Below are 23,019 nucleotides of genomic sequence, written 5' to 3' on the forward strand. Positions count from 1 at the left end.
GGGTCGACCGGTCAACCCTTTGCCCACTTCGTCATTCAGGGTCCCGACATGATGCGCGCCCTGATCGTCACCCTTGCCCTGCTCGTGCTTCCGGCCGCCGCCCAGGCGCAGTCGAGCGCGGCTTTCCGGTCCGAACGGATCGTCGTGACGACACAGGGTGAGGGGCCGGACGTGATCCTGATCCCCGGCCTCGCCTCGACCAGCGACGTCTGGGCGCGGACGGCGAATCGGCTGGATGATCAATACCGGGTGCACCTGGTTTCGGTACGCGGCTTCGGAAGCGTGCCGGCCGGGGCCAATACGGACGGCACCCTGGTCGCGCCGGTGGCGGCGGAGTTGCGGCGCTATATCGCCTCACGAGGGCTGGAGCGACCGGCGATCATCGGCCATTCGATGGGCGGGCTGGTGGCGCTCCGGGCCGCCGCGGACGCCGGGCGAGACCGGCGCGGACCCCCGATCGGCCGGGTCATGGTGGTCGACGCCACGCCCTTCTTCCCGTCCCTGATCAGTCCGGGGGCCACGGTCGGCGACATCGAGCCCCTGGCCCGGATCGCCTATCAGGCCCTGCTGTTCCTCGGCGATGAGGCCTTGCGGACGCAAGGGTCGGCGCTGGGTCAGCAGCTGGGCGGGGCGGCGAACACCGTGTTCGGCAGCCTCGGCTGGCAGGGCGGCGACCGTGGCGTGCTGGCACAGGGGCTGTACGAGGTCATGACCACGGACCTGCGCAGCCGCCTGCCCGACATCGCCGCGCCCGTGACCGTGGTCTACGGCTGGAGTGCCGACGACCGCAGCCCCCGCGCCCACCTCGACGCCCTGTTCGCCGCCGGCTACCGCAACCTGCCGAGGCCCGCCCGTTTCGAGCGGATCGAGGGGGCGGAGCACATGGTCATGATCGACCAGCCGACGCGGTTCCTGGCGGCGGTGGGGCGGTTCCTGGGGTAGGCGACAGGTCGCTTTCGACCGACCGCTACGACCCGTCAACATGAGTTGACAGCCGGCCATTCGTCAACTAACATTGACGAATGGCCGAACCCCTCCCCCTGCATGACGACCCGGACGCCGCGCTCGCGTCCGTCATCGCCCTTCGCAGAGCGGCAGACCGGCTGGAGCGACAGGCCGTCCGGGCCGCGCTGGATCAAGGCTGGTCCTGGGCCGAGATCGCCGAGGCTCTGGGCGTCACGAAACAGGCCGCGCACAAGCGGCTTTCACCCCTTCTCACCCGCCGATCCTGAGGAGCCGTCATGTTTCGGGAACTGAAAAACGCCGCCGGCACGCTCAGAGCGTTGAAGCGGCTCTGCGATGCCGCCGTCGAAGAGGCGGAACGCGAGGGTCTGGCTGAGGTCGGCTCGGAACATTTCCTGCTGGCGGCCTTCGCACTGCCGGACGGGACGGCGCAACGCAGCTTTCAGCCTTTCGGAATAGACGTCGAGGCTCTGCGCGCCGCGATCGAGCAGAGCCAGGCCGAGGCGCTGGCGCTGGTGGGCTTCAATTCAGACGCGATGCCCCGACCCGACCCGATCACCCGGCGCGCCAATGCCCTGGCCCTCCCGGCGAGCGCTTCGGGCCGGGCGGTGCTGGAGCGGCTGTCCGAGGCTGGTCCGGGATCCGAGGTGCTATGCGGAGCGCATGTGATCCTTGCCGCCGTCAGCGCCAGGCGAGGGGTGGTGCCGCGCGTGCTGGCCCATTTCGGCATCGCGCCCGAAGCCTTGGCGGACGCCGCTCGTGTCGAGTGCGACGCCTTCCTCGCCCGCGCCTGAAAGAAGGAGGACGACATCATGTGGAAGATGATCGGACTGTCCATGGCAGGACTGGTCGTGCTTGCCGTAGCAGGCGGCGTCATCCTCTACTGGCGGCTGAACCACGCCCCTGACCGGGGCGAGCTTGCTAAGGCCATCGATGCCGAAGTGACCCGCTGGCGTGGCCCGACTGCGACTGCGGCAACCGACATCGTGGTCGCCGTGGTCAAGGGGGGCGAAAGCCGGGTCATGTCCTACGGTCCGAACAACGCGACCGACGCGACGCTCTTCCAGATCGGCTCGATTTCGAAGGTCTTCACCGGTCTTCTTCTCCAACGGCTGGTCGACTCAGGAGACCTGAGATTGAACCAGACCCTCGGCGAGTTGATCGGCGCGCGTTACCCGCTGGCACCCGCGGCCGCCGAGGTCACGCTTCTGCAACTCGCCACCCATACGTCCGGCTTCCCGACCGTCCCCAAACCGATCGAGGATGAGGTCATCCGCCGCGTCGGCAAGGCCGGACTGATGCAGGATCCCTACAACCTGCTGACGCGCGACGACGTGCTGGCCTACCTCGCCGATCCGGTCGGAAAGGCGAAGCCGGGACGATTCACCTATTCGAACTACGGCATGGGGCTTCTCGCCCATATGCTCGAGCTCGAGACAGGCAAGAGCTTTGCCGCCCTTCTGGAGGAGTCGATCTTCGCACCGCTGGAAATGCGAGACAGCCATGGCGACCTGCCGGACGCAGTGGCGGCCCGGCTGATCCAGGGTCATGACGCTGCAGGCGTGCCGGTCGGACCCTGGCGGTTCTCTTCGCTCGCTGGAGCCGGGTCGATCACCTCGAATGCGCACGATCTGGTGCGATTCATTGAGGCCGGCTTTGATGAGGGCTCGCTGCTGTTGGAGAGCCTGGCGCGCCAAAGGCTGCTCCAACCGAACGGAAAAACCGTGATCGGCTGGCAGCTTCCCACGATTGTCGACCGGCTGGAGGGCAACCGGTCGATCCTCTGGCACAACGGATCGGTCAACGGCTATTTCGCCTATGTCGCGATCGATCCTGTCCGGCAGACCGGCGTGGTTGTCCTGACAAACCGACAGCAGGACGTCACTGTGCTCGGTGCCGCTCTGGCGCGGCGGGTCCGCACCCAATCGTGGTAACGCCATCGAGACGAGGCGAGGTGGGCCTTTTCCGGAGCATCCGCGCTGAGAAGCCTACAGCCACTCCGCCGTCGTCTCGCGAGCCAGCATTTCCTCGTAGGTCGGCCGCGCCCGGACCACAGCCCAGCGATCCCCGTCGACCAGCACCTCGGGCACCAGCGGGCGGGAGTTGTATTCGCTCGACATGACCGCCCCATAGGCACCGGCACCGGTGAAGACGACGAGGTCGCCGGCCTGCAGCGGAGCCAGCGAGCGGCCCCGGGCGAAGGTGTCGCCGGTCTCGCAGACGGGACCGACTATGTCGTAGACGACCGGATCGCCCTCGCGCGGGATGACCGGCTTCACCTCATGGAAGGCGTCGTACATGGCCGGACGCATCAGGTCGTTCATGGCCGCGTCGAGCACGAGGAACCGTCGACCGTCGGCCCGTTCGGTAACCTGGATGACGCGGCTGAGCAGGACGCCGGCGTTGGCGGCCAGCAGGCGGCCCGGCTCGAATGCCGCCTCGACGTTCAGCCCGTCCAGCACGCGGGCGACCATTGCGGCGTAGTCGGCGGGCGACGCAATCCTGGCCCCGCCAGTGTAGGGCACGCCCAGGCCGCCGCCGAGGTCGATGCGGGTCACGGTCAGGCCCTGCCGGCGCAGGGTCTCGGTCAGTTTGCGCAGCAGGCCGAAGGCGGCCTCCAGCGGGGCGAGGTCAGTGATCTGGCTGCCGATGTGGCAGGCGAGGGCGACCGGGTTCAGGTGCGGGCTGGCAGCAGCGCGGGCGTAGAGGTCCAGCGCCTCGTCGGCAGGGACGCCGAACTTGTCGCCCTCTCCGCCGGTTGTGATCTTGGCGTGGCCGCCGGCACCGACCTTGGGGTTCACCCGAATGGCGATGTCGGGTCTGGCACCCTTCGCCTCGGCTATGATGACGAGGCGGTCCAGCTCGGGCACGCTCTCGACATTGATCTGGCGCACCCCGACCTCGAGGGCAAAGGCCAGTTCGGCGTCGGTCTTGCCCACACCCGAGAAGATGATGCGATCGGCCGGGATGCCCGCCTTCAGGGCACGCCGGATCTCGCCCTCCGACACTGTGTCGGCTCCGCAGCCGAGCCGGGCCAGGGTGGCCAGCACCGACAGGTTGGAGTTCGACTTGACCGCGAAGGCGATCAGGCTGTCGCGCAGCACCGACGGATGAGCGTCCAACGCCTCGCGCAGCACCCGGTAATGCCGCGTCAGGGTGGCGCTCGAATAGACATAGACCGGGGTGCCGACCGTCTCGGCGAGCGTGGTCAACGCGACCTGTTCGGCGTGCAGTTCGCCGTCGATGAGATCGAAATGATCCAAGGGCCTGGTCCAGAAAATCCTCCCCCGTCGGGGGAGGTGGCGCGTCGCGCCTTCGCGACGGGACGGAGGGGGCTCGCCGCGCACACCGGCGTCTGCGGCAGGCCCCCTCCACCCCTTCGGGGTCCCCCGCCCCCGATGGGGGAGGAATGAAAACTATTGAGGCTCGCGACCGGCGGCGGTGGCGCCGATGGGGTTGGAGGGGCCGCCGTCGATCGGCATCTGGCTGGACGGGCGGTTGATCGTGGCCGGGTCCGGCAGGGCCGGGGCGCGGGCGTCGCGCGGCGCGCGTTCGGTCTCACGCGGGGCCGGAGCCTCGAGGTCGGCCATGCGCCCGCAGGCAGCGGTCGAGAGCGCTATCAGGGCGAGGGCACCGGCGGTGAGCAGGTTTTTCATGTCGACTTCCTTGACGCGAGACGCGACTTCCATTCGGCGATGCGCGCACGGACCTGTTCCGGCGCGGTTCCCCCGAAGCTCTGGCGGCTGGCGCAGGAAGCCTCAGGGGTGAGCACCTTGTAAACCGCTTCAGTGACGCCGGGGTGCAGGGCCTGCAATTCGGTCAGCGGCAGTTGCGCCAGACCCACGCCCAGCTGCTCGGCCCGCTTCACCGCCGCCCCGGTCACATGGTGCGCCTGGCGGAAGGGCAGGTCGGCCTCGCGCACCAGCCAGTCGGCCAGATCGGTCGCGGTGGAGTAGCCCCAGCCGGCCGCCTCGGCCATCCGCTCGGTGTTCGGGCGGAAGGCGCTGACCATGGCCGTCATGGCGGTCAGGGCCAGGTCCAGAGCGTCCATCGCCTCGAACACCGGCGGCTTGTCCTCCTGCATGTCCTTGGAATAGGCGAGCGGCAGGCCCTTCATCACGGTCGACAGGGCGACGAACGAGCCCATGATCCGGCCTGTCTTGGCGCGGACCAGTTCGGCAGCGTCGGGATTGCGCTTCTGCGGCATGATCGACGAGCCGGTGGTCAGGTCGTCGGGCAGGGTGACGAAGCCAAACATCGGCGTCATCCAGACCACGATCTCCTCGGCCAGGCGCGACAGATGCCCCGCCGTGATCGAGGCGGCGGCCAGGGTCTCCAGCGCGAAGTCGCGGTCCGAGACGGAATCCAGCGAATTGGCCATCGGACGGTCGAAGCCGAGAGCCGTCGCGGTCGCATGGCGGTCGATGGGGAAGGGCGAACCGGCCAATGCAGCGGCTCCCAGCGGGCTTTCGTTCATCCGCGCCCGGGCGTCGGCGAACCGGCCGGCGTCGCGACCGGCCATCTCGACATAGGCCATCAGGTGATGACCCAGGGTCACCGGCTGGGCGGTCTGCAGATGAGTGAAGCCGGGCATCAGGTCGCCGGCGTGCTGTTCGGCGCGGGCCAGCAGGGCGCGCTGCAGGGCCTGCAGCTGTTCCACCGACCGGTCGCAGGCGTCGCGGACCCAGAGGCGGAAATCGACGGCGACCTGGTCGTTACGGCTGCGGGCCGTATGCAGCCGACCCGAGGGCTCGCCGATCAATTCAGACAAACGGGCCTCCACGTTCAGGTGGATGTCCTCATATTCGTCGCGGAACGGGAAGGTCCCGGCCTCGATCTCGGCCTGGATCGTGTCGAGCCCGCCGAGGATGGCCGCGCCGTCCTGCGCAGTCACGATGCCCTGGTCGATCAGCATGCGGCAATGCGCCCGCGAGCCGCGCAGATCCTGTGCCCACAGGCGTTGGTCGACGCCGATGGAGACGTTGATCGCCTGCATGATGTCGGCGGGCTTGGCGGAAAAGCGTCCGCCCCATAGGGTCTGCCCGGCCGGGGCCGTAGTGTGGGCCGGGTCATTGGAGTTGGGCATGAGCGGCTCGAAAAGGGGCGTCTGGATCGTGGGAGCGTCGGCGCTGGCGGTCGTCGCCGGCGGAGCGGTCGGCACCCTATACGCCATGCACGCCGGTCCTTTCAAAGCCGAGGCGCCTGCGGTGGCCGAAAAGAGCGAACTGGCCCGGTTCGCGGTCGGCTCGCTGGCCGCCCTGGACACGCCCGCCGCCCTGGACGTTGCGCCCGACTATGTCTTCCAGACCCGCGACGGCGCCGATGTCCGATTTGCCGATTTCCGGGGCAAGGTGGTTCTCGTCAATCTCTGGGCCATGTGGTGCGCCCCGTGCCGCACCGAGATGCCGACGATCGCGGCCCTGGCCTCGGCCTATCCGGACGGCGATCTGGTGGTTCTGCCGATCAATGTCGACACGGGCGCGGACCCGGTGGCCGACGCGAAGAGCTTCATCGACGTGCACGAGCCGCTGCCCTTCTACGGCGACCCCAAATTCCAGCTGCCGTTCGAATTTCCGGGCAAGGGCAAGATGCCCCAAACGATTCTGCTGGACCGTGAGGGTCGCATCCGTGCCGCCTTCGCGGGCGAGGCCGACTGGGCCAGCGCCGAGGCCCGGGCCCTGATCGATGCCGTGCGCGCGGAACCGCTTTCTTCCTAGGGCGCTAACGCGAGCGACGCAGTCGCTCGCGGCCTGAGCGCGGTCTTATTGCGCCGGGGCTGGCGTCGCCGGTTGCGTGGCCGGAGTATTGCCGCGGTCGTCGGCGGCGGTCTCGGCCTTCTGTTCGTCGGCCTCGCGCGCCAGGGCGTCAGTGGCCTCGTCGATCTCCTGACCGGCTTCGCGGGCGCCGGCGGCGATGGCCGAGCCGACCTGGCCCGCCTCTTCCTTCAAGGCAGAACCGGCTTCGGCGGTCGCGGCCTGGGCGTTGTCGCCTGCGGCGTCGGCCTCGGCGGCTGTCTTCTCCGGTTTGGCCTCGGTGCAGGCCACGGCACCCAGCGACAGGGCGGCGACGGCGGAGACGGCCAGCAGCGACGGGATACGGACGGTCATGGGGACTCCTTGGGCGGGGTTGAACCCTTGTCGTGAACGGCGGTCATCATGATTGGTTGCGGCATGGTGCGATGCGGCATGAAATCGGCTATCCTCGATATCCGAAAGGGAGCCCGGATCATCTGGCCGGGCGTGCTGGTGATCGCTGTGATGATGGCCGTCCTGGTCCGGGATCTGGCCGGCCAACCCACCGGGCGACGCCGGCGCAGGCGTCGTCGGCGGCGCGCCGAGGCTGCGACCCATCGCCGCAAAGATTGAGGCGCTGAACCGGAATCTGGCGTGAGAGCCCCGCCGGACGGGCGTTCCCAGGGCGTTCCGCCATCGCCTGTTGAAATCTGATAGGCGCGTCCTGATCTCCGTGCGGCCCTTAACGAGGGCGGCAAAACTCGCCATTGTGGAGGGCCAACCCGCTCGACCTGATTGGTGGGAACGGAGGCCTGAGGGACAAGCAGGAATGATTCACCCCGTTCGAACCGAGCTACTGACGTTGATCCAGGCCGGTATCGGCTGGGCTGTCCTTGCCGCACGCGCGGCCAATGTCGTTCCTGCAGCGGAAATCGCATCGCAGCAGATGGTCCCGCGCCGTTCGAGAGGCCGTGCCGAGGCCCCGGTCCGCCTTCGCGCCACCATCACCATCGACATAGACGCACTGGACGGCGACGACGCGGAACAGGTGTGCGACACCATTCGCGGCCAGTTTGAAACCCTCAAGCGCGCGCATCCCCTGGTCGAGCTAACGTTCCAGCGTCGCAAGCCGCGCACCGGCCGCCGGCCCCCGACCCCGGCCCTGGTCGTCAGCCCCTATGTCGATGACTGAGCCGGCCGGTCGGCGCCGCAACACCCTGCTCGCCGGCCTCGTGCTGCTGAAGAAACTGGCACCCGATATCACCATCTCGGAGATGCTGGCCTTCTTCTATGTCGCCGAGAACCCCGGCGTGCGGATCAAGGAACTGGCCGTGCTGATGGAGACGACCGACGCGACAGCGTCGCGTGCGTCGCGATCCTTGCTGCCGGCGAACGAACCCGGAGTGCGGGCGCCTGGGCGAGGCTGGCTCCTGATGGCGTCGAACGGGCGCGAGGCGGTGTCACGACATCTCTATCTGACCGAGGCCGGGGCCGAGCTGGTCCAGCGCCTGGATGCCCTGATCGAGAGCGCGCGCCCCATCGGCGTCCGGGCTGCGCCGCCCGAACTAAGGGTCAGGCGATAGGGGAATTGGACTGGTGGCTGGAGGCGGGATCGAACCGCCGACCTGTGGGTTATGAATCCACCGCTCTAACCATCTGAGCTACCCAGCCCAGTCCATGGGCCGTCGTCGATCGCAACCGGATGACGCGGGAGGCGTGCGTATATCGCCGCCGCCCCTCCGGTTCAAGTCAGTTGAGCAACCGGCCTCTTCTGCGACTTGCTGTCACGTGGAAGCGAGAGCAGGAACGGCGGAGCCTGTCCGCCGTTTCGGGGCGGTCGCGCCCTGTCAGTCCCGGAGTTTCCATGCGCCCGATCGTCCTCGCCGTCGCCTCGTCCGTGCTCGTGCTGGCCTCCGCCTGCGGAGCCAACGGCCAGACCGAACAGGCCTCAGCGCCGGGAGCGCCGGTCGAGACCCGCCCCGCCAACGGCGCGACCCAGACCCCCGCCTTCGCCGGCCAGACCCGTGCGGCCGGCGTCCGGACCGAAGGCACGCTGAGGCACGCCGTGGTGGCTTCCGGTCTCGTCCACCCCTGGGGCATGGCCCTGCTGCCCGACGGCAGCTGGCTGGTGACCGAGCGACCGGGCCGTCTGCGCATCATCTCGGCGGCCGGTCAGGTAGGCGAGCCGATCACCGGCCTGCCCGCCGTCGATGCGCGCGGTCAGGGCGGGCTGCTGGACGTGACCCTCTCGCCCGGCTTCGCTTCTGACCGCACGATCTTCTGGAGCTATGCCGAGCCGCGCGACGGCGGCAACGCCACCTCGGTCGCGCGCGGCGTGCTGTCGGCTGACGGAACGCGGGTCAGCGACGTGCGTGTGATCTTCCGCGCCCTGCCGATCTATGACGGCGACAAGCATTTCGGCTCGACCCTGGCCTTTGACCCGGCCGGTCATCTGTTCATCACCCTGGGCGAGCGGTCCGACGCGCCGATGCGGTCCCAGGCCCAGCAACTCGACAGCCATATGGGCAAGGTTGTCCGCATCAATGCCGACGGCTCGGTGCCGCAGGACAATCCGTTCGTCGGTCAGGCCGGTGCCCTGCCGGAGATCTGGTCCCTCGGCCACCGCAACGTCCAGGGCATCGCGGTCCAGCCAGGGACGGGCGCGATCTGGACCAACGAACACGGCACGCGCGGCGGTGACGAACTGAACCGGCCGCAGGCGGGCAGGAACTACGGCTGGCCGAACATCGCCTATGGCGTCGAATATCGCGGTGCCCCGATCAACGAGGGAATCACGGCGCGGGCCGGTCTGGAACAGCCTGTCTATTACTGGGACCCCGTGATCGCGCCGGGCGGCCAGACCTTCTATTCCGGCGCCATGTTCCCGGGCTGGGAGGGGAACCTGTTGATCGCCGGTCTGGGCGGGAAGTCGCTGACCCGGCTGGTGCTGGAGGGCGACCGGGTGACCGGGGAGGAGCGGCTTATGACTGGCCTCGGCGAACGTATCCGTGACGTGGCCGTGGGCCCTGACGGCGCGGTCTGGGTCATCACCGACGAGGACGACGGCAAGCTGGTGCGGCTGGCGGCGGAGTAGTCTCCCTCTCCCCTTGCGGGAGAGGGCTTGAGCGCCCGGGAGCGCAGCGAGCGGACTCACGCGAAAGGGTGAGGGGTTGTGCTGCGCTCACTGGTCAGCGCCCGGCGTCACCCCTCACCCGCCGGCGCAAGGACGATCGCTACGCTCTCGTGCGCCGTCTCCCTCTCCCGCAAGGGGAGAGGGGCTCAAATATGAATCGCGTGCCCCAAGGCGCGCAGGCTCGCCTCGTGGAAGGCTTCACCCAGGGTCGGGTGGACGTGGATCACCCCGGCGACGTCTTCCAGCACGGCACCCATTTCCAGCATCTGGGCGAAGCTGTTGGACAGTTCGGCGACGTGCTGGCCCACGGCCTGGACGCCCAGAAGCCGGTGATCCGACTTCGACGCCAGCACCCGCACAAAGCCGCCGTCCTCGCCCGCCTCGATGGCCAGGGCGCGGCCGATGGCGGCGAGCGGGAAGACAGCAGTGATTACGTCGTCCCGGCCCGCCACGTCGAGCGGACCAAGGCCCGCCGAGACGATCTCCGGTTCGGTGAAACAGACGGCGACGATGGTGACCGGATCGAACCGCCTGTCGTGGCCTGCGATGATCTCGGCCACGACCTCGCCCTGGGCCGAGCCCTTGTGGGCCAGCATGGGTTCGCCGGTCAGGTCGCCGACGGCCCAGACGTTCTTCATGCTGGTGGCGCAGCGGTCGTCGATCTTCACGAACGGCCCGGCCATGGCCACGCCCATGTTTTCCAGACCCCACCCGGAGGTGCGCGGGCGGCGACCGACGGTGACCAACACCTTGTCAGCGTCCAGTTGCAACGGCTCGCCGTCTTTCGTCGTGATCGACAGCTTGCCGTCGCCGAACCCGCCGGCGCGGGCACCGAGGTGCATCTCGACCCCGTGGTCGGCCAGCCATTTCATGACCGGGTCGGTCAGGGCCTTGTCGTAGAGCGGCAGGATGCGGTCGGCCATTTCGACGATGGCCACCTGGGCCCCCAGCTTCCTGAAGGCGATGCCGAGTTCCAGCCCGATATAGCCGCCCCCGACGACAACCAGTTTCCCGGGCACGGTGTCCAGCGACAAGGCCTCGGTCGAGGAGATGACGTCGCCGCCGAAGGGCAGGAAGGGCAGTTCGACCGGCTCGGATCCCGTGGCCAGGATGACGTGTTCGGCCGTGATGGTGATGGGGCCGTCATCGGTCTCGACGCGGCAGGTCTTGGCGTCCTGGAAGGTCGCCCAGCCCGTGATGACCTTCACCTTCGCCTTCTTCAGCAGCGCCGCGACGCCGCCGTTCAGCTTACGGACGATCCCGTCCTTCCACTCGACGGTCTTCGACAGATCGATCGCCGGTTCCGACGCCGTGATGCCAAGGGTGCCGTCGCCGGCGGCCTTCGACACGGTCTCGAACTTTGACGCGGCATGGATGATGGCCTTGGACGGAATACAGCCGACGTTGAGGCAGGTTCCGCCCAGCCCTGCGGAGCCGTCGACCAGCACGGTGTCGAGTCCCAGCTGTCCGCATCGGATGCCCGCAACATAGCCACCGGTGCCGGCGCCGATGATGAGGACTTTGGTTTTGAGGGTCTGGGTCATGCGTGGCCGATACTCGGAAATGTCAGGGCTGGATCTCTTCGACCAGCTCGATGATGATCTGGAACAACAGGTCGCCCTGTTGTATGCCTTCGACGACGGCCGTCGTCCCTTCGCGGAGCCTCGTGCGATCCTCGGGCACCATCGCGATCGCCAGGGCACCGATCTGCGGTTCCCAGCCGACGGCGCAGAACTCGGTCCGGTTCCAGGCGACGCGGAACGGGCCGGTGACGATGTCCTCGCCCTTGATGATCCAGGCCGGCTCCAGGGTGGCGAAGCCGAAGGCCTCGCAGCCGCGTTCTCCGGGATCGCCCTGGAAGGGCGGGCCCGCCGCCCGCGCGCGGGCGGCGGCAATACAGGCCGCGGGATCGGTCTGTTCGATCGACACGACCCGCCCGACGAAGGCGGCCCGCGCCATCGCGGTGTCGTAGGAGGCGTTCGGCGGCGGCGGGACACAGGCCCAGGCGGGCGTGGCTCCCAGCAGGGCGACGGCGGTCACGGCAGCGGTCAGGATGCGGGTCATGGCGCTCTTTCCTCGCGGATCAGAGGTCCATGAACGCCGGGTGGCGCGGGTCCGCAAACTGTTTGTGCCTGACGATACCGACATGAGGTTTCGCCTCAGCCCATCCACAGCGTCGCGGGATGCTCCAGCAGACCCTTGATCCGTTGCACGAAGACGGCCGCGTCGTGGCCGTCGACGATGCGGTGATCGAAGCTGGACGACAGGTTCATCATCTTGCGCACAACCATCTGGCCGTTCCGGACCACGACCCGTTCCTCGATCTTGTTGGGGCCGACGATGGCGACCTCGGGGTGGTTGATGATCGGGGTGTGGACCAGGCCGCCGAGTGTCCCCAGCGAGGTGATCGTGATGGTCGAGCCGCTGAGCTCCTCGCGCTTCGCCGAGCCGTCCTTGGCCGCGCCGGAGACCCGCGCGATCTCGGCGGCGGTCGCATAGGGGTCGAGCGCCTCCGCGTGGCGGACGACCGGGACCATCAGGCCGTTCGGTGTCTGGGCGGCGATGCCCAGATGAACGGCGGCGTGGGTGGTCAGGACACCGGCCTCGTCATCGTAGTGGGAGTTGATCGTCGGCTGGTCGCGCAAGGCCACGACGATCGCGCGAGCGATGAAGGGCAGGACGTTGAGTTTGGCCTTCCCCGTCGTCTTCGTCTGGGCGTTCAGGTGGGCCCGGAGTTCCTCCAGCGCCGTGACGTCGATCTCCTCCACATAGGTGATGTGGGGAATGCGCCGGACGCTCTCGGCCATCTTCTCCGCGATCTTGCGGCGCAGGCCGATGATGCGGACCTCGGTCGTGCCCTCGGCCCTGGCATAGGTCGAGGACGGCGTCGATCCGGATGCGGACGGTCCACCCGCGCCATGGGCGACGAAGGCGTCGAGGTCGGCGTGCTCGATGCGTCCGGCCGGGCCGGAGCCCGGCACGAACTGCAGTTCCAGACCCAGTTCACGGGCGCGCTGCCGCACGGCGGGCGAGGCGAGGGGACGGACGCCGGGCGTTTGGGCGGTGCGGGCTACCGGAGCGGCGGAGGCGACGGGCGTGGGCTTCAGCGTTTCGGCCTTGGGCGCGGCCTTGGCGGGAGCCGGGGTGGGTGCAACGGCCTTCGGCGCGGCGGCGACATTGCCGGCGCCTTCGACATCGAAGCTGACCAGAGGGCCACCGACCGGGACCTGCTGACCGGCCGTACCGTGCAGGGCCGCGACGACGCCTGCGACCGGCGAGGTCAGTTCGACCGTGGCCTTGTCGGTCATGATCTCGGCGAGGAGTTGATCCTCCTCGACCGCATCGCCGACGGCGACATGCCAGGCGACCAGTTCGGCCTCGGCCGTGCCTTCGCCGACGTCGGGCAGTTTGAAGACGTAGTTGCCGGCGGCGGGGGCAGCAGGCGCAACCTCGACGGCATCCGCTTCCGGCGCCTCAAGCGCAAGTGCGGCTTCGGGTTCAGGCGTGACGACCGGGGCGGGCGCGGCCTCGGCGGAGGCATTCCCCGCGCCCTCGACCTCGAACTCCACCAGCGGGCCTCCGACGGGGGACATGGCGCCCGGTTCGCCGTGCAGGGCGGTGACCACGCCGGCGACCGGCGAGGTCAGTTCTACGGTGGCCTTGTCGGTCATGATGTCAGCCAGCAGCTGGTCCTCGGCGACGACATCGCCGATCTTGACGTGCCAGCCGACCAGTTCGGCCTCGGCCGTGCCTTCGCCCACATCGGGCAGTTTGAAGACGAAACGACCCATCTCAGCGCCCTCCCATCATCACGGACTTCAAGGCGGTGGCGACCCGTTCCGGTCCCGGGAAATACTCCCACTCGAAGGCGTGCGGATAGGGCGTGTCCCAGCCGCAGACGCGGGTGACGGGCGCCTCGAGATGATAGAAGCAGCGCTCCTGGACCAGGGCGGAGAGCTCTCCTCCGTACCCGGACGTTTTCGGCGCCTCGTGCACAATGACGCAGCGGCCGGTCTTCTTCACCGAGGCCTCGATGGTCTCGATGTCGAGCGGCACGAGTGAGCGCAGGTCGATGACTTCGGCGTCCACGCCGGCGTGTTCCGCGCCCGCCAGAGAGACCCAGACCATGGTGCCGTAGCACAGGATGGTCACGTCATTGCCCTCGCGCATGATCCGCGCCTTGCCGATCGGCTCGACGTATTTTCCGGTCGGGACCTGGGCCAGGTCCTGTGCCTTCCATGGCGAGACCGGCTTCTGGTGCCAGCCGTCGAACGGGCCGTTGTAGAGGCGCTTGGGCTCGAAGAAGATGACCGGATCATCGTCCTCGATCGCCGCGGTCAGCAGGCCCTTGGCGTCATAGGGGTTGGATGGAATGACGACCTTCAGCCCCGCGATATGGGTGAACAGGGCTTCCGGCGACTGTGAGTGGGTCTGGCCGCCGAAGATGCCGCCGCCATAGGGCGAACGCACCACGATGGGCGAGGTGAACTGCCCGCCCGAGCGATAGCGCATCTTGGCGGCTTCGCTGACGATCTGGTCATAGGCCGGATAGATATAGTCAGCGAACTGGATCTCCACGACGGGGCGCAGGCCATAGGCGCCCATGCCGATGGCGGCGGCGACGAGGCCGCACTCCGAGATCGGCGTATCGAAGCTGCGGGTCAGTCCGTGTTTCTGCTGCAGCTGATCGGTGACGCGGAAGACGCCGCCGAAATAGCCGGCGTCCTCGCCGAACGACAGGACGTTCGGGTCCTCGGCCATCTTCACATGCAGGGCCGAGTTCAGCGCCTGGATCATGTTCATCGGTGCGACGGCGGCGCTCTCGGGCGCGACCGAGGCGCGTGCCTCCGTCTGATCGACCCTGTCTGGGGCGATGCCGTCGTGCTGACCGGCTTCGGAATAGGTCTCGCTCATACGCCCACCTCCCTGCGCTGTTCGATCAGGCGCCAGTCCTCGGTCGCATAGACCTCTTCGAACATCGTCTTCACGCTGGGTCGCGACTGGCCGAGGGTGCCGATGGCTTCGGATTCCTTGCCGGCCTGGCGGACCTGGGCGACGGCGTCGGCTTCCGCCTCGGCCTGTGCTTCGTCCGACCATTCGCCGAGCGCGATCAGATGCTGTTTCAGGCGCATTACCGGATCGCCCAGCGGCCATTTCTCGTGCTCGTCGCCGGGGCGATAACGGCTCGGGTCGTCCGAGGTCGAGTGCGGCGCGCCGCGATAGGTGAACAGCTCGATGACCGTGGCGCCCTGGTTCGAACGGGCCCGTTCCTCGGCCCACTGGGTCGCGGCCCAGACGGCGAGGAAGTCGTTGCCGTCGACGCGCAGGGCCGGCAGGCCATAGCCGATGGCCTTGGACGCGAAGGTCGTCTCCATCCCGCCGGCGATGCCCTGGAAGGATGAAATGGCCCACTGGTTGTTGACGACGTTCAGGATCACCGGCGCGCGATAGACGGCGGCGAAGGTGAGCGCGTTGTGGAAGTCGCCTTCGGCCGTGGCGCCGTCGCCGATCCAGCTGATGGCGATCTTGTCGTCGCCCTTGTAGGCGCTGGCCATGGCCCAGCCGACGGCCTGCGGAACCTGTGTGCCGAGGTTCCCCGAGATGGTGAAGAACCCATAGTCCTTCGCCGAATACATGATCGGCAGCTGGCGGCCTTTGATCGGGTCAGAGGCGTTGGAGTAGATCTGGTTCATCATGTCGACGAGCGGATAGCCGCGCGCGATCAGCAGACCCTGCTGGCGATAGGTCGGGAAGCCCATGTCCTCGCGCGACAGGATCATCCCCTGCGCGACCGCGATGGCCTCCTCGCCGGTGCACTTCATGTAGAAGCTGGTCTTGCCCTGGCGGTGGGCCCTGTGCATCCGGTCGTCGAAGGCGCGGGTCAGGATCATCGCCTTCAAACCCTTCTTCAGGGTCTCGGCGTCGAGGCGCGGATTCCATGGGCCGACGGCATTGCCTTCGTCGTCCAGCACCCGGATCAGGCGGAAGGCGAGGTCCAGCATCTGCACCGGGCGGGCGTCAACCGCCGGGCGATCAACGGCGCCGGCCGCGTCGAGCTTCAGGTGGCTGAAATCCGGCGCATCGCCCGGACGCCCCGAGGGCTCCGGCACGCGCAGGGAGAGCGGCTTGGTGTTCCTGGTCATTCCATCCTGCCGTTCGGTTGATCCGATCGCACTAGTTGGCGGCTGGATAGCATGGGCGCGAAATCAAGGCTCGCCTATTTTCGCCTTGCGTCAAGCGGTTTAAGGGTATTTTATTGCGTCATAACGACAAATGGAGAAACGCATTGGCGGATGAACTGGATCCCATCGACGCTCGAATTCTGGACATCCTGCAGCAGGACGCTGGATTGTCCGTCGCGGAAGTGGCCGAGCGGGTGGGACTGTCGGCCTCGCCGTGCTGGCGTCGGATCAAGAGACTGGAAGATTCCGGCCTGATCCGCAAGCGGGTGACCCTGCTGGACGCCGCCCTTCTGGGCCTGGATTTCGAAGTTTATGCCATCGTCAAGCTCAGCCTGCCGTCGCGCGACAACCTTGACGCCTTCGAAGCCGCCGTCACCCACTGGCCCGAGGTGGTTCAGTGCGCCACCATCACCGGGCGCGAGGACTATGTGCTGCGGATCATCACGTCGGATATGCACGCCTTCGACAAATTCCTTCGCGACAAGCTACTGTCGCTCGGCATCGTCTCGGACTGCGAGAGCCATATCGTCACCCGCGGTGTGAAGAACGTGACCACCCTTCCGCTCGGCATCATCACGCCCCACCTGAGCTGAACCACATTACCAAAGCTTGAGTTGGCGAACCGCGAGGCTCGTCGGATAGTCGTGGCGACCCTTGGGGGAGGATCGTCATGCGCATCACGTCAGTCGTCATACTGGCCGGCCTTCTGGCCTTCACCGCCGGCGGCGTCTCCGCGCGACAGGACCCGCCCGCCGTCGTCACATCGGCGGAATCGGATGTCCAGGCCTTCCGACGCCTGCGGGCCGAGGCGGTCGCCGCTGCCGGAGCCAATGACCTGACCACGGCGGCCAGCCGTCTGGCCGCGGCCGATGCGCGGATCGCCAATCACCCCGGCCTGATCCTGATGCGGGCCCGGGTCGCGGCGGCGGCGGGGCAACCGGATGAGGCGCTGGCCCAGGTCCAGCGCTATGCGCGAGGGGGGCTGGTCTTCGACCTCGCCGGGGACCGGACCCTGTCGGCGCTTGCCAATGCGCCCGGCTATGCCGAAGCTTCCGCCGCCGTCGAAGCCAATCGCGCACCGGCGGGTGGCGACCGGCTGGCAGAAGTCGCCAGGATGGACGGCCCGGTCATCGTTGAAAGCCTGATCCGGGACGAGTTACGCGGGCGCTGGCTGGTGTCGCAGGTGCGTGGACGGACGATCGTGGCCCTGGCCGACGACGGGACGGTATCGGACTTTCTGGTCCTGGGCGCAGCCCCGGAGATCGGCGGCGTGCTGGGCATGGCGATCGACGCCGAAGCGGGCCTGCTTTGGGCCGCGACCTCGCCCCTGCCCCCAGCCGTCTACGGACTCGGCACGGACGCCGTGCTTCCGCCCGCAGGGCTACTGAAGATCGATCTGACGACCGGGGCCCTGATCGCCCACATCGCCACGCCTTCAGGCGCGCTGGAACGCGGGCTGGGCGATGTCGTCCGGGCGCCGGACGGGACGATCCATGTCGCCGATTCGGTGACCGGCGAACTGCTGGTCCTCAGACCTGGAGCGGAGGCGCTGGCGGTTCTTTTACCCACCGGAACCCTGGGCTCGCCGCAGGGGATGGTGGTCACGCCGGATGGAGCGGCCTTGATCGTCGCGGATTATTCCTCTGGACTCTGGCGCATCGACCGATGGACCGGCGCGGCGCGGCGGCTGTCCGCCCCGGCCGACGCCAGCCTGATCGGCGTCGACGGCCTGACCACTGATGGTCGGGCGATCTATGGCTTCCAGAACGGCGTGGCCCCGCAACGGGTACTGAAGCTCATGCCCGATGCCGGCTGGACGGCGATCGACGCGGTCGAGGTCATTGCGGCCAATCTGCCCATGATCGATGAACCCACGACAGGGCTGGTCCGGAATCGCGAACTGGTGTTCGTTTCCCGTTCGCAGTGGAGCGATTTCGGCGGCGACGGGGCGCAGACGACGTCCGCGCCCGCGCCGGCGATCATCGCTAGGCTGTCGCTGGATTGAACGGAGCCTGACATGATCGAGATGGTGATCGACGCCCGAAGGAAGGACCTCGGCGGGTTCGAGGTCGGACGCATCCTGCCGTTCCATTCGCGACGTATGGTCGGGCCCTTCATCTTTCTGGATCACATGGGACCGGCGGAGTTCGCGCCGGGCGACGAGGCGATCAACGTCCGCCCACACCCGCACATCGGCCTGTCGACCCTGACCTATCTGTTCGAGGGCGAGATCATGCACCGCGACAGCCTGGGCTATACCCAGGCGATCCGCCCGGGCGAGGTCAACTGGATGACGGCGGGCAAGGGCATCGTCCATTCCGAGCGCACCGATCCGCTGAAAAAGGCCCAGGGCGGCCCCATGAACGGCATGCAGGCCTGGATCGCCCTGCCGAATGAGGCGGAAGAGACCGATCCCTCCTTCCAGCACTATGGCGAGGACGCCCTGCCGGCCTACGAGAACGGCGGCCTGTTCGCCCGTCTGGTGGCGGGCGAGGCCTATGGCGCCAGGGCCCATGTGAAGACCTCGTCGCCGCTCTTCTATGTGCACTGGGAGATGCAGGAGGGCGTCCGCACGGCACCGCCTCCGGGCAGGGGTTCAGGCGGCATGTCCGAACGCGCCCTCTATGTCGCCAAGGGGTCGATCGAGGTCGGCGACCGCACCTTCCACGAAGGCCAGATGATCGTGCTGGAGCCTGACGCCGAGCCGACGGTGAAGTCCTTGACGAAGGCGACCGTCATGGCCCTGGGCGGCGAGCCGGTCGGCCAGCGGCTGATCTGGTGGAACTTCGTGTCCTCGTCACAGGCGCGTCTGGATCAGGCCAGGGAAGACTGGAAACAGGGGAGGATGAAACTGCCCGACGAGGACGATCTGGAGTTCATTCCGTTGCCGGAGGATTCGGCCGTCACGACGCGGTCGGATCCGCCCAAGCCCGAACCAACGCATCCGGGCTGAGGACTATCGAACTGACCGGGCTGCGACCCAATCGACGACGATGCGGATGACCGACGGATCGAGCGTTGTTTCGATCTGCCCGTACTCAGACATCAGGCCCGTTTGCGCGGGCTGGAACAGATGGTTCAGTCCCGGCAGAACCACCACGTCGGCATCGGGCTTGAGCCGCGAAATCACGGGTCCGTTCTGATCGGCTGGAACCTGCACGTCCTTGGCACCGTAGACGGCCAGTATCGGGATACGCAGAGTACGGATCAATTCGGCGGGATCGTAGGCAACCATGCCTCGATACCAGGCGCCGGACATCAAAGCCGCTGTCCGGGACGCCTCCTCTGGCGTTCGACCGTTCTCCACGAGCAGCGCCTCGACCTCTCGTCGGGCCGCCTCGCCGTCGTCGGCGTTGGCGGCTACGGCGGCCACCACCCGGCGCTGGAAGGCGTTGGACCGCTCGACGTCTTCCGCCGGCAGGCCCGCCGCCGTGGCGATGCGCCGCTGTTGTGCCTGGATGATCTCGCCGCCCGAGACGACCGGCCCGGCCAGAGTCACCAGCCAGGCCGGGTGCGCGCCGTCCTGCATGGCTCGGAACGCAAATGTGGCACCTTCGCTGTGCCCAATCAGGCCGATGCGTGCGCGGTCTATGTTCGGCCGGGTCGACAACCAGTCGAAAGCCGCCGTCACGTCCGACGCGAAATCCGCTTGGGTCGCAGTTCCAAAGGTTCCGGTCGAAGAGGCGACGCCGCGGTCGTCATAGCGCAGCACCGCGACCCCGCGACGGGTCAGGGCGTCCGCCCAGATGGCGAAGGACTTGTGCCCCTCGATGGTTTCGTCGCGATCCTGCGGGCCTGTGCCCGTGATCAGGATGGCTGCCGGGAAGGGGCCCGCCCCCTCTGGAAGGGTCAGGGTTCCCGAGAGCTGAACGCCTGGAGCGGCGGGATTGTCGTAGGCGACCTGTTCGCTGCGATAGGGGAAGGGCGGAACCGGCGTCTGGGGTCGGCTCGGCGGCGCGGACGCGGCGACTTCGGCCGTCGCGGCGGCTCGGGTCAGGATCAGGGGCAGGGTGGCCGGCCCCTGCGACCAGCTCCCGGTCCAGGTCGAACCGTCCGCCGAGCGCGCGCCCTCGAACCGGCCGCCCGCGATGGGAACGGCAAAACGCACGACGCCCGAAGCCTCGGTCAGGCCCGATACGGGTATGTCACGCGCGCCCTGGGCCGGGCTGTCCATCATGGCGACGAGGCCGTCGGGGCCTTCGGCGACGCGGATCACGAGGGGCAGGGACGTCCCCCCGACGTTCAGCGCGCCCTCCCACCGACCCACCAGATCAGGGGCCTCCGCCTGGGCCGGAGCCGCTGGCGTCGCAATCGCCTCGATCATCACGTCACCCCGTGGTCGTCAGGGGACTAAATCCCTCGGGGTTGTGAGAAGCAAGCCCTCGTCAGGCCGCGCGTGCGCTGCGGGTATCGCTTGCCGCAGCATGGATCAGGTCGGTGATCTGGCCCGGCTCCATCGGCCGCCCGATCAGATAGCCCTGGGCCTGGTTGCAGCCCTCGGCCCGCAGGATGTCCAGCTGCGACCGGGTTTCGACACCTTCGGCCAGAACCTTGACGCCGATGGCCTCCGACAGGTCGCTGATGGCGCGAATGATCGACGCGGCGTCGCTGCGCAGACCCAGCGGTGTCACGAAGGCCCGGTCGATCTTGATCTTGTCGATCGGAAAACGACCCAGATAGCTGAGGCTGGAATAGCCCGTGCCGAAGTCGTCGAGCGCGATCTGGAAACCCATCCTCCGCAGTTGTTCGAGGTTCCCCAGGACGGTGGCGTCGGCCTCCAGCAGTACGCCCTCGGTGATCTCGAACTCGAAACCGTTCGCCTTGACCCCGTGCCGGGCGAGCAGGGTCTTCACCGTGGCGATGAAGGTCGCGGAGCGCAGCTGGACCGGCGAGACGTTGATGGCGATCCTCAGCCCCGGCCACAGGGCGGAGTCGGCGAAGGACCGGTCGATGGCAAAGCGGCCCAGAGCCTCGCCCAGGCCCGCCGCCTCGGCCATCGGCACGAAGACGGCCGGAGAAATCTGGCCGCGCGTCGGGTGGGGCCAGCGCATCAGCGCCTCGACCCCGATCGTCACCCCGGTCTCGTTGATCTGGGGCTGATAGACCATCTGCAGCTCGCCGGCCTGGAGCGCCTGTCTCAGCTCGATCTCCAGTTCCAGCTGGAGGCGCTGGGCGTGGTCCAGCGAGGCCTCGAAAAAGGCCAGACCGTTGCCGCTTGTGCGCGCGGCTGAGTTGGCCAGGCGTGCCTGACGGATGGCGTCGCGCGGTGCCGTGACGGGCATGTCGACGAAATTCACGCCGATGGTGGACGGCAGGATCACATCGCCACCGGGCGTCGCGACCGGCAGGTCCATCAGCCGGTTGATCTGGCCCCCGACCAGGGCGAGCTTGATGCCGCTGGAGGCGGGATGGAAGACGGCGAGCATGTCCTCGCCGACACGTCCGACCGGAGCCTCGTCCCCGAAAGCCGAGACCAGTCGCGCGCCCAGTTCGCGCAGGACCTCGTCGCCGCAGGATTCTCCGAGCCGGTCATAGATGTCCTTCAGCCGGCCCAGGCTGACGCAGAGGATGGCCAGGGAGTCTTCAGGGTCGCTATCCTGCCGCGCGTGGCGGGCGAGGGCGTCGGCGAACCCTTCGGCGTTCAACAGCTGGGTGACGGGGTCGCGCAAGGCCCTGTGGGCGGCACCGGCCTGGCCCGCGCGCCGGGCGTTCCAGGCCTGTTTCCACTGGCGGACCAGGACAAGGCTGGAACCGATCAGTCCCGCGTAGATCGCCGGCATCGCCGAAGCGAAGGTCGGGCTCGAGGCCGCGTGTGTGACCAGGAAGCCGACAATGAAGACCAGGGTCAGCAGGGCGACGGCCGTCAGCGCGCTTGTGGTGTGCTCCGCCAGCGAACGGGCCGTGGTGCGATCGGACTGGGGGAGCGCGCCGGACGATGCGGGGCGTTTCATGAGGCGTGGCCTTTGGCGGCGACTTGCAAATCACGGTAGCCGACCTAGTGCTAATGAACGGCTAAGCGGCCTGGCGGCTGTTCTCTAGAGACTTTTCAGGAACCCGATCAGCGCCGCATTCACCTCGTCCGGCCGCTCCTGCTGCAGCCAGTGGCCGGCGCCGGGCAGGACAGTCCGGGACCGCAGGTCGGTGAGCCAGTCCTTCAAGCCCGCCTCGTGCTGACCGGCGTAGTGGCGAACGGGATCGCGTTCGCCGACCATGAACATCGAGGGCTGGCGGATCTGCTTGCCGTGCAGGAAGGCGGTCAGGGCCCAGTTGCGGTCGATGTTCTGGTACCAGGCCAGAGGCCCCCGGAACCCGCCTGCCGAGAAGGCGGCGACATATTCCGCGTGGTGCGCCTCGCTCATCCACGGCGGCAGGGTCGCATCGTCGGGGACCTGGGACAGGAAATTCAGGCCCGGCGGAATGAAGCCGGTCGACTGGCGATCCGATGGTGTCGCCCCGTCGTAGGCGTAGAAACCCTTGCGCAGCCCGCCGGCCACATCGGCCTCGAAGATCCGGTGACACTCCAGATCCTGGAACTGGACGATGTAGAGTTCACTCAGGCCCGCGCGTCTGGCGATCGCCGACATGGCGGCGACTGGCGGGCCCTTGGCGCGGCGCGGTTGGAACGGCACGGACAGGCCCGCAACGGCCGTGAACATGTCCGGCCGTGTCAGGGCGCAATGCCAGGCGACCGGCGCACCCCAGTCGTGACCGACGACGGTGCAGGTCTCCTGTCCCAGGGCCCGGACCAGATCGACCATGTCGCCGACCAGACTGAGGACCGAATAGTCTTCAACCCGTTCCGGCTTGTCGGTGCCGCCGTAGCCTCGCATGTCCGGCGCGACGGCGTGATAGCCGGCTTCGGCCAGGGCCTGAACCTGGGCGCGCCAGCTGATGCCCAATTCGGGGAAGCCGTGGATCAGGAGGACGAGAGGGCCCTCACCGGCTTCCACAATCTGCTGTTTCAGGCCGTCGGTCTGGACACTGCGGGTTTGCATGGGGCGGGTTCTCC

General features: G+C 67.9%; 24 protein-coding genes and 1 tRNA gene. 12 read left to right on the plus strand and 13 right to left on the minus strand.

The window, feature by feature from the left end:
- Window positions 1–48 precede the first annotated feature (48 nt).
- From ACW18A_RS00185 to ACW18A_RS00200, 4 genes are all read left to right on the plus strand, one after another.
- The gene (locus ACW18A_RS00185) at window positions 49–942 is read left to right on the plus strand and encodes an alpha/beta fold hydrolase (protein ID WP_492022812.1); all 894 of its coding nucleotides are present in this window, start codon (window positions 49–51) and stop codon (window positions 940–942) included.
- An 80-nt stretch (window positions 943–1,022) separates the two neighbouring features.
- Entirely contained in the window at window positions 1,023–1,232 is a 210-nt protein-coding gene (locus tag ACW18A_RS00190; RefSeq protein ID WP_492022813.1) for a helix-turn-helix domain-containing protein, read from the plus strand.
- Between the two features lie 9 nt (window positions 1,233–1,241).
- Complete coding sequence (locus tag ACW18A_RS00195; protein WP_492022814.1) at window positions 1,242–1,757, plus strand: Clp protease N-terminal domain-containing protein; 516 nt, start codon at window positions 1,242–1,244, stop codon at window positions 1,755–1,757.
- 18 nt (window positions 1,758–1,775) lie between these two features.
- Window positions 1,776–2,897: a serine hydrolase domain-containing protein gene (locus tag ACW18A_RS00200; RefSeq protein ID WP_492022815.1), complete on the plus strand. Its 1,122-nt coding sequence runs from the start codon at window positions 1,776–1,778 to the stop codon at window positions 2,895–2,897.
- A gap of 54 nt (window positions 2,898–2,951) precedes the next feature.
- On the opposite strand, the gene lysA is transcribed toward ACW18A_RS00200, so the two are convergent.
- The 3 genes from lysA to argH all read right to left on the minus strand — a co-directional run bounded on the left by lysA (window position 2,952) and on the right by argH (window position 6,049).
- Entirely contained in the window at window positions 2,952–4,226 is a 1,275-nt protein-coding gene (gene lysA, locus ACW18A_RS00205) for a diaminopimelate decarboxylase (protein ID WP_492022816.1), read from the minus strand.
- 153 nt (window positions 4,227–4,379) lie between these two features.
- Window positions 4,380–4,619, minus strand: a complete 240-nt coding sequence (locus ACW18A_RS00210) for a hypothetical protein (RefSeq protein WP_492022817.1) — start codon at window positions 4,617–4,619, stop codon at window positions 4,380–4,382.
- A complete protein-coding gene (gene argH, locus ACW18A_RS00215) occupies window positions 4,616–6,049 on the minus strand; it encodes an argininosuccinate lyase (protein ID WP_492022818.1) in 1,434 nt (477 codons plus the stop codon). Before argH ends, ACW18A_RS00210 begins: the two co-directional genes overlap by 4 nt.
- Between argH and ACW18A_RS00220 the strand changes: the two genes are divergently transcribed.
- Window positions 6,048–6,680: a TlpA family protein disulfide reductase gene (locus tag ACW18A_RS00220; RefSeq protein WP_492022819.1), complete on the plus strand. Its 633-nt coding sequence runs from the start codon at window positions 6,048–6,050 to the stop codon at window positions 6,678–6,680. The genes argH and ACW18A_RS00220 overlap by 2 nt on opposite strands.
- Window positions 6,681–6,725: 45 nt before the next feature.
- Here ACW18A_RS00220 and ACW18A_RS00225 read toward each other — a convergent pair whose 3' ends face one another.
- Complete coding sequence (locus ACW18A_RS00225) at window positions 6,726–7,070, minus strand: hypothetical protein (RefSeq protein ID WP_492022820.1); 345 nt, start codon at window positions 7,068–7,070, stop codon at window positions 6,726–6,728.
- Between the two features lie 78 nt (window positions 7,071–7,148).
- Between ACW18A_RS00225 and ACW18A_RS00230 the strand changes: the two genes are divergently transcribed.
- The 3 genes from ACW18A_RS00230 (at window position 7,149) to ACW18A_RS00240 (ending at window position 8,278) form a co-directional block, all read left to right on the plus strand.
- Window positions 7,149–7,328, plus strand: coding sequence for a hypothetical protein (locus tag ACW18A_RS00230; protein ID WP_492022821.1), 180 nt, complete (start codon window positions 7,149–7,151; stop codon window positions 7,326–7,328).
- A 196-nt stretch (window positions 7,329–7,524) separates the two neighbouring features.
- Entirely contained in the window at window positions 7,525–7,887 is a 363-nt protein-coding gene (locus ACW18A_RS00235; RefSeq protein WP_492022822.1) for a hypothetical protein, read from the plus strand.
- The gene (locus tag ACW18A_RS00240; protein WP_492022823.1) at window positions 7,874–8,278 is read left to right on the plus strand and encodes a MarR family transcriptional regulator; all 405 of its coding nucleotides are present in this window, start codon (window positions 7,874–7,876) and stop codon (window positions 8,276–8,278) included. Before ACW18A_RS00235 ends, ACW18A_RS00240 begins: the two co-directional genes overlap by 14 nt.
- Window positions 8,279–8,289: 11 nt before the next feature.
- On the opposite strand, the gene ACW18A_RS00245 is transcribed toward ACW18A_RS00240, so the two are convergent.
- Window positions 8,290–8,366 (minus strand) — tRNA-Met (locus tag ACW18A_RS00245).
- 193 nt (window positions 8,367–8,559) lie between these two features.
- Between ACW18A_RS00245 and ACW18A_RS00250 the strand changes: the two genes are divergently transcribed.
- The gene (locus ACW18A_RS00250; RefSeq protein WP_492022824.1) at window positions 8,560–9,789 is read left to right on the plus strand and encodes a PQQ-dependent sugar dehydrogenase; all 1,230 of its coding nucleotides are present in this window, start codon (window positions 8,560–8,562) and stop codon (window positions 9,787–9,789) included.
- Between the two features lie 185 nt (window positions 9,790–9,974).
- Here ACW18A_RS00250 and lpdA read toward each other — a convergent pair whose 3' ends face one another.
- From lpdA to ACW18A_RS00275, 5 genes are all read right to left on the minus strand, one after another.
- Window positions 9,975–11,372: a dihydrolipoyl dehydrogenase gene (gene lpdA / locus ACW18A_RS00255; RefSeq protein WP_492022825.1), complete on the minus strand. Its 1,398-nt coding sequence runs from the start codon at window positions 11,370–11,372 to the stop codon at window positions 9,975–9,977.
- A 22-nt stretch (window positions 11,373–11,394) separates the two neighbouring features.
- Window positions 11,395–11,892, minus strand: coding sequence for a hypothetical protein (locus ACW18A_RS00260; protein ID WP_492022826.1), 498 nt, complete (start codon window positions 11,890–11,892; stop codon window positions 11,395–11,397).
- Window positions 11,893–11,987: 95 nt separating this feature from the next.
- The gene (locus ACW18A_RS00265) at window positions 11,988–13,619 is read right to left on the minus strand and encodes a dihydrolipoyl dehydrogenase family protein (RefSeq protein ID WP_492022827.1); all 1,632 of its coding nucleotides are present in this window, start codon (window positions 13,617–13,619) and stop codon (window positions 11,988–11,990) included.
- A gap of 1 nt (window position 13,620) precedes the next feature.
- Window positions 13,621–14,742, minus strand: a complete 1,122-nt coding sequence (locus ACW18A_RS00270) for an alpha-ketoacid dehydrogenase subunit beta (RefSeq protein WP_492022828.1) — start codon at window positions 14,740–14,742, stop codon at window positions 13,621–13,623.
- Window positions 14,739–15,971 carry a 3-methyl-2-oxobutanoate dehydrogenase (2-methylpropanoyl-transferring) subunit alpha gene (locus ACW18A_RS00275; protein WP_492022829.1) on the minus strand — a complete coding sequence of 411 codons (1,233 nt, stop codon included), beginning with the start codon at window positions 15,969–15,971 and terminating at the stop codon, window positions 14,739–14,741. The genes ACW18A_RS00270 and ACW18A_RS00275 overlap by 4 nt, the downstream gene beginning before the upstream one ends.
- Before the next feature lie 143 nt (window positions 15,972–16,114).
- On the opposite strand from ACW18A_RS00275, the gene ACW18A_RS00280 reads away from it, so the two are divergent.
- The 3 genes from ACW18A_RS00280 (at window position 16,115) to ACW18A_RS00290 (ending at window position 18,963) form a co-directional block, all read left to right on the plus strand.
- Window positions 16,115–16,603, plus strand: coding sequence for an Lrp/AsnC family transcriptional regulator (locus ACW18A_RS00280; RefSeq protein ID WP_492022830.1), 489 nt, complete (start codon window positions 16,115–16,117; stop codon window positions 16,601–16,603).
- 77 nt (window positions 16,604–16,680) lie between these two features.
- The gene (locus ACW18A_RS00285) at window positions 16,681–18,015 is read left to right on the plus strand and encodes an SMP-30/gluconolactonase/LRE family protein (RefSeq protein ID WP_492022831.1); all 1,335 of its coding nucleotides are present in this window, start codon (window positions 16,681–16,683) and stop codon (window positions 18,013–18,015) included.
- A gap of 12 nt (window positions 18,016–18,027) precedes the next feature.
- A complete protein-coding gene (locus ACW18A_RS00290) occupies window positions 18,028–18,963 on the plus strand; it encodes a pirin family protein (protein WP_492022832.1) in 936 nt (311 codons plus the stop codon).
- Between the two features lie 3 nt (window positions 18,964–18,966).
- On the opposite strand, the gene ACW18A_RS00295 is transcribed toward ACW18A_RS00290, so the two are convergent.
- From ACW18A_RS00295 to ACW18A_RS00305, 3 genes are all read right to left on the minus strand, one after another.
- Window positions 18,967–20,334, minus strand: coding sequence for an alpha/beta hydrolase family protein (locus ACW18A_RS00295; protein ID WP_492022833.1), 1,368 nt, complete (start codon window positions 20,332–20,334; stop codon window positions 18,967–18,969).
- Between the two features lie 61 nt (window positions 20,335–20,395).
- Window positions 20,396–21,961, minus strand: a complete 1,566-nt coding sequence (locus tag ACW18A_RS00300; protein WP_492022834.1) for a putative bifunctional diguanylate cyclase/phosphodiesterase — start codon at window positions 21,959–21,961, stop codon at window positions 20,396–20,398.
- 84 nt (window positions 21,962–22,045) lie between these two features.
- The gene (locus tag ACW18A_RS00305; protein ID WP_492022835.1) at window positions 22,046–23,005 is read right to left on the minus strand and encodes an alpha/beta fold hydrolase; all 960 of its coding nucleotides are present in this window, start codon (window positions 23,003–23,005) and stop codon (window positions 22,046–22,048) included.
- Between the last annotated feature and the right edge of the window lie 14 nt (window positions 23,006–23,019).

This window comes from Brevundimonas sp. AVps5, from assembly GCF_058681515.1.